Below are 5,926 nucleotides of genomic sequence, written 5' to 3'. Positions count from 1 at the left end.
CGGTCACGGCGCAGGCGATGGGGTGGCCCACGCCGCGGTACTGGCAGGTGGGCGTCTTGTTCTGGAACACCACGTCCAGCTTGGCGCGGTAGTGCTGGTGCTTGTAGGGCCCGCCCACCAGGTTGACCACCTGGTTGCCCTCGATGGCGCTGGTGCGCGGAAACATCGAGTAGGGCCCGATGGCGGTGAGGTCGTCGATATCGAAGCCGAGGATCTCGCCGTCCTTGTTGGCCGCGATGCGGCCGCGCACGCGGTGGTGGCGCGCGTGGATGTCGCTGGTGAAACTCTCCAGCCGGTCGGCCACGAACTTCACCGGACGGCACAACAGGATGGACAGGGCCACGGTCGCGAAGTCGTCGGGATAGGCGTGCACCTTGATGCCGAACGAGCCGCCCACGTCCTTGCAGATCACGCGGATGGCGCTCGCGGGCAGGTCGAACTGGCGGCCGTAGAGGTCCTGCATCATGTGCGGCGCCTGGCAGGAGTGGTAGACCGTGAGGCGCTGCTCGGCCGAATTCCAGTGCGCGATCTGCCCGCGCGGCTCCAGCGTCACGCCGGTGTGGCGGCCGAACTCGAACGTGGCCTCGGCCACCGCATCGGCTTCGGCGAACACCCGATCGACCTCGCCCACGTTCAGGCTGCGCGTGAAGCACAGGTTGTCGCCCAGCTCGGCGTGGATCGGTGGCGTGCCGGCGTCCAGCGCGGACTCCATGTCGGTGGCCAGCGGCAGTTCCTCCCAGTCCACCACCAGGTGCTGCAGCGCGTCCTCGGCCTGCGCGCGCGTTTCCGCCACCACCGCCACCACGGGCTCGCCCTGCCAGCAGGCGCGTTCCACGGCCAGCGCGTGCTGCGGCGCGGACTTCATGCCCGCCAGGTGGCCCAGCACCGCCACCCAGGGCTTGCAGACCTTGGCGAGGTCGTGGCCGTCGGCCACCATCAGCACGCCGGGCATGGCGCGCGCGGCGTCGGCCTGCACGGCCTTGATGCGCATGTGCGCGACCGGGCTGCGCCAGAACACCACATGCGCCAGGCGCGGCAGTTCGATGTCGTCGATGAACTGGCCCAGGCCCTGCGTGAGGCGCTCGATGCCGCCGCGCGGCACCGGCGCGCCGATGTAGCGCTGGTCCTCGGTGACGGGCGCGATCGGCGTGGCCTGTTCGACGCCGGGCTCGAGGTTGACGATGTCGCGTTTCACAGGGCGGCCTCCTGGCGCTGGCGCAGCACGTCGCAGATCGCATCGACGATGGCGTGGTAGCCGGTGCAGCGGCAGTAGTTGCCCGAGATCCAGTCGCGCACCTCGGCGCGCGTGGCATCGGGGCGCGTCTCCACCAGCTCCTTGGCCGCCATCAGCATGCCCGAGGTGCAGAAGCCGCACTGCAGCGCGTTGCGCGCAACGAAGGCCTGCTGCAGGTCGCGGATCGCGCCACTCTGGCTCAGACCTTCGATGGTCTTGACCTCGCCGCCATCGGCCTGCACGGCCAGCGTGAGGCAGCCGCGCACGATCTGGCCGTTGAGTTCCACGGTGCAGGCGCCACAGACGCCGTGCTCGCAGCCGAGGTGGCTGCCCTTGAGGCCGAGGTCCTCGCGCAGGAAATCCACCAGGTGGGTGCGCGGCTCGACGCGGCAATGGCGCGTGTGGCCATTGACGCTGACTTGGATGGGATGCAGGTCCGACATGGGCGTGGGGCTTTCGGGTCAGGCGAGCGCCGCGGCCAGCAGGCGCTGCAGCAGCACGCCGGCCAGGTGGCGCTTGGTCTCGGGGGTGTTGGTGAGGTCGGGCAAGGGATCGATCTCGGCGCGCAGGCTGGCCACGGCGAGCGCCAGCGTGGCCTCGTCGGGCGCCTTGCCGTCGAGCAGGGCTTCGGTGCGGCGCGCGCGCCAGGGCGTGGTGGCCACGCCCATGAAGGCCAGCCGCGGCGACGACAGCGCGCCGCCGCGGCGCCGCGCCGAAGCCGCCAGGCCCACGATGGCGTAGTCGCCGTGGCGGCGCGCGAGCTGCGCCATGCCGCTCCACCCATCGGGCGCCGCCACCGGAATTTCGCCCGCGACCACGATCTCATCGGGCCGCAGCGCGGTGGTGTACAGGCCGGTGAAAAAATCGTCGGCGGCGATGCGGCGCTCGCCCGCCGGTCCTTGCGCCACCACCGTGCCGCCCAGCGCGAGCATGCAGGCGGGCCATTCGGCCGCCGGGTCGGCGTAGGCGATGGAGCCGCCCCAGGTGCCGCGGTTGCGGATGGCCCGGTGCGCGATGTGGGGCGCGGCCTCGACGAGCAGTGGCGCGTGCCGCGCCACCAGGGGGCTTTGCTCGATCTGCGAGTGCGTGGCCAGCGCGCCGATGCGCAGCACCTCGCCGCAACGCTCGATGCCGCGCAGCGCGGCCAGGCCGGTGATGTCGATCACCAGCGCGGGCTCGGACAGGCGCATGTTCAGCGTGGCCATCAGCGTTTGCCCGCCGGCCAATACGCGCGCGTCGTCGCCATGGCGAGACAGCAGGTCGATCACCTGCTCGATCGAGCCGGCCTTGACGTAATCGAATGCAGCGGCCTTCAAGGCACCCTCCTCAAGCGGACAACAGGGAAGCGATCCACACGCCGAAGCCGGTGGCCAGGGCGCCCAGCGCAAACCACAGCACACGCACGCCCTCGCCGAGCGGCGCGGGTGCCTGCGCCGATACGGCCCGGGGTGCGGGCGCGACGGACGCGGTGGTGGTGGCCGGCGCACCCGCCGCCGCGGGTGGCGCAGCGTCAGCGGGCGCGGTCTCTTGCGCCACGGTCTCGGCCAGCGGCACCGCCGCGCCAGGCGCCAGCTCGCCCTGGAAGGCCGCGAAGAACTGGTCCGCCATCTGCTTGGCGGCCGCGTCGATCATTCGCCCGCCCACCTGCCCCAGCTTGCCCCCCACCGAGGCCTGCGCCGTGTAGCGCAGCCGCGTGTCGCCGCCTTCGTCGGCCAGCGACACGGTGGACTGCCCCTTGGCCATGCCCGCCGCGCCACCCGAGCCCTCGAACTGCAGCGTGCAGCCCTCGCCGGGGCGCACGTCCTGCAAGCGCAGGTGGCCCGTGAAGCGCGCGCGCACAGGCCCCACCTTCACGGCCACGCGCGCCGTGCGCTCGGTGTCGCTGGTGGCCTCCAGGCTTTCGCAACCGGGGATGCAGCGCGCCAGGACCTGCGGGTCGTTGAGCGCGGCCCAGACCGTGTCGCGAGGTGACGCGATGAGGATGTCTCCGTTGAGTTCCATTCGTTTTCTCTGCCCCCGGGTTTTCACGGGTGCGCTTGTTTACCAACCGTTCAACAATGCTATGTCTCATTGACCGTTCGGTAAATAGCGTGCGCATACAGAAAAACCCTGAGCGAGCCAAAAAAGTCGACGCGGCAGCGGCCGAAGGCGCACCCGCGCGCCGCCGGCTCAGCGTGTCCGAACGCGAGCGCCAGATCGTCGACGGCGCGATCCAGTTCTTCGCCTCCAACGGCTTCGGCGGCCAGTTGCGCGACCTGGCCAAGAGCATTGGCGTGACGCACGCCCTGCTCTACCACTACTTCCCCACCAAGCAGGCGCTCATCGACCGCGTGTACCTCGACGTGTTCGAGGGCCGTTGGCGCGACAGCTGGGACGAACTGCTGGACGACACCAAGGCCGACGTCGAGGACAAGTTCACCGCCTTCTATGCCGACTACGTGAACAACGCGCTCTCGCGCGAGTTCGTCCGCATCCTCATGTTTTCGGGCCTGATGGACCACGCCATCTCCGACCGCTTCTTCGCCATGCTGCGCGAACGCCTGTTCCCGCGCCTGATCCGTGAGACGCGGCGCTTCCGCGGCTCGACTTCGCGCGCCAAGCCCAGCGAGCGCGAACTCGAACTGCTCATGGGCCTGCACGGCGGCATGTTCTACATCTCGATCCGCCGCTGGATCTATGGCCAGGACGTGCACAGCGAGGCCATGCACGACACCTGCGACGAAGCCCTGGTGCGCGACCGCGTGCGCGGCTACCTGCAGGCCAGCCGCGAACTGCTCACCCAGAAGAACCCGGCTCGATGAGCCGCCATCCCAAGAGCAACAGAAGGAGACACGACAGATGAAGCTTTCAACCCTCGCCGTGGCCGGCGCACTGGCCCTGGGCACCGGCCTGGCCGCGCTGCCCGCCGCCGCGCAACAGCGCATCACGGTCAACATCGGCTCCAGCCACCCCACCTCCAACATCTGGGCCTATGCCATGAAAGAGGTGTTCCAGCCCGAGGTGGACCGCATCCTCAAGGCCGGCGGCGGCAAGTACGAGATCCGCTGGCGCGAAAACTACGGCGGCACGCTCTACAAGTTCACCGACACGCGCACCGCCGTGCGCGACGGCATCGTCGACGTGGGCATGGTCGGCACGGTCTGGGAAAACTCGGCCATGCCGCTGCAGAACGTCACCTACTTCACGCCTTTCGCCACCACCAACCACGAGCTGCTCATCGAAATCTTCGACAAGCTCAACACCACCGTGCCGGCGCTGCGCGAGAGCTGGGCCGCGCAGAACATGGTGCCGCTGTCCTCGCTGATCACCGACAGCTACGACATCTACGCCAACTTCCCGATCCGCACCATGGCCGATCTTCACAACAAGAAGATCAACGCGCCCGGCACCTCGGCCAACTGGCTGCGCGAGACCGGCGCCACGCCGGTCGACGGCGCCCTCACCACCTACTACACCAACATCCAGACCGGCGTGACGCAGGGCGCGCTGTCCTTTGCCAGCGGCATCGGGCCGGCGCGCGTGTACGAAGTGGCCAAGTACCTCACGCGGGTGGACGTGGGCTCCATGTACTTCGGCAGCGTTGCCGCGAACAAGAAGTTCCACGACGCCCTGCCCAAGGAAGTGCAGGACGCCTTCGCCCAGGCCGGCAAGGCCACGTCCAAGGCGCATGGCCAGCACGTCACCAAGACGGCCAACGCCGCGCTGGACACCATGAAGGCCGCGGGCCTGCAGATCGCCGACCTGCCGGCGGCCGAGAAGGCCAAGTGGGTCAACGGCCTGCCCAACATCGTGCAGCCCTGGCTGCAGGCCACGGGCGACAAGGGCAAGGCCGTGCTCAAGGCCTACTTCGACGAGCTGCGCGCGCACGGCGTGAAGCCGCTGCGCGACTGGGACGGCCAGAACCGCTGAGCCCCGGCGCCCGCGCCCGACGCCACGTGGCGACGCGCGCGCCCCAGTGAAAGTGAACCGTGCACAAGAAAGCTGAACCCGCCGCCGAGGGCGGCGCCCCCGCCCCGGCCAACCCGCACCCGCTGCAAGGCATCGCGCGCACGCTCGCGGCCGCCGGCACCGTGTGGATCTTCCTCATGATGATGATGGTCGTGGCCGACGTGGTCGGCCGCAACTTCCTCGACAGGCCCATCACCGGCGTGGCGGAATTCGCCGCGCGCTCGGTGGCCTCCATCGTGTTCCTGCAGCTCGCCGCCGCCATTTGCTCGGGCCGCATGACGCGCAGCGACTTCCTGCTGCGGCTCATCGGCGCACGTTCGCTCGGCGCGCTGCGTGTGCTCGAGGTGGGCAACGCCCTGCTGGGCTGCCTGCTGTTCGTGGCACTGGCCTTCATCGCCTGGCCCGAACTCTCCCAGGCCTGGAGCACGAACGAGTTCTTCGGCGTGCAGGGCGTGTACACCGTGCCCACCTGGCCCTTTCGCGCCCTGATCGTGGGCGGCTCGCTGGTGGCCGCGGGCGCTTACCTGCTGCAGATCCCTTCGCTGTGGCGCCACGCGGGCGACTTCGGAGATCCGCATGAGTGAACTGGTTTTTGGCGGGCTGCTGATCGGCGCGCTCGTGGTCTTCGTGCTGCTGGGCGTGCACATCGCCGTGGCGCTCATCGGCATCGGCTTCGCAGGCATCTGGCTCATGCGAGAGGACGTGGAGATGGCCATGCGCCTGCTCTACCTCTCCGCCTACAAC

At 69.5% G+C, this 5,926-nt stretch carries 7 protein-coding genes; 3 read left to right on the top strand and 4 right to left on the bottom strand.

Features of this window, described 5'->3' with window-relative positions; translation table 11 throughout:
* The 4 genes from BGO22_RS19685 to BGO22_RS19670 all read right to left on the bottom strand — a co-directional run.
* Positions 1–1,195 (bottom strand): xanthine dehydrogenase family protein molybdopterin-binding subunit (locus tag BGO22_RS19685; protein WP_286852258.1); only part of this gene is annotated, 1,195 nt, incomplete at its 3' end.
* The gene (locus BGO22_RS19680) at positions 1,192–1,677 is read right to left on the bottom strand and encodes a (2Fe-2S)-binding protein (protein WP_070397713.1); all 486 of its coding nucleotides are present in this window, start codon (positions 1,675–1,677) and stop codon (positions 1,192–1,194) included. The genes BGO22_RS19680 and BGO22_RS19685, both read right to left, overlap by 4 nt.
* A gap of 18 nt (positions 1,678–1,695) precedes the next feature.
* On the bottom strand, positions 1,696–2,550 hold the full coding sequence (locus BGO22_RS19675; protein WP_070397712.1) for an FAD binding domain-containing protein: 855 nt from the start codon (positions 2,548–2,550) through the stop codon (positions 1,696–1,698).
* A 10-nt stretch (positions 2,551–2,560) separates the two neighbouring features.
* A complete protein-coding gene (locus tag BGO22_RS19670) occupies positions 2,561–3,235 on the bottom strand; it encodes an SRPBCC family protein (RefSeq protein WP_070397711.1) in 675 nt (224 codons plus the stop codon).
* A 173-nt stretch (positions 3,236–3,408) separates the two neighbouring features.
* Here BGO22_RS19670 and BGO22_RS19665 point away from each other — a divergent pair, with 173 nt between their 5' ends.
* The 3 genes from BGO22_RS19665 to BGO22_RS19655 are packed head-to-tail and all read left to right on the top strand — an operon-like array spanning position 3,409 to position 5,766.
* The gene (locus BGO22_RS19665; protein WP_286852257.1) at positions 3,409–4,035 is read left to right on the top strand and encodes a TetR/AcrR family transcriptional regulator; all 627 of its coding nucleotides are present in this window, start codon (positions 3,409–3,411) and stop codon (positions 4,033–4,035) included.
* 37 nt (positions 4,036–4,072) lie between these two features.
* Positions 4,073–5,143 carry a C4-dicarboxylate TRAP transporter substrate-binding protein gene (locus BGO22_RS19660; RefSeq protein WP_070397709.1) on the top strand — a complete coding sequence of 357 codons (1,071 nt, stop codon included), beginning with the start codon at positions 4,073–4,075 and terminating at the stop codon, positions 5,141–5,143.
* 59 nt (positions 5,144–5,202) lie between these two features.
* Positions 5,203–5,766 (top strand): TRAP transporter small permease subunit, encoded by a 564-nt coding sequence (locus BGO22_RS19655; RefSeq protein WP_070397708.1) that lies wholly within the window; start codon positions 5,203–5,205, stop codon positions 5,764–5,766.
* Positions 5,767–5,926: the final 160 nt, after the last annotated feature.

The sequence above is a fragment of the Hydrogenophaga sp. 70-12 genome, assembly GCF_001897365.1.
Lineage (GTDB): Bacteria > Pseudomonadota > Gammaproteobacteria > Burkholderiales > Burkholderiaceae_C > Hydrogenophaga > Hydrogenophaga borbori.
Note: the sequence above shows the minus strand (reverse complement) of the source record. Positions and strands in the feature narration are given on the sequence as shown.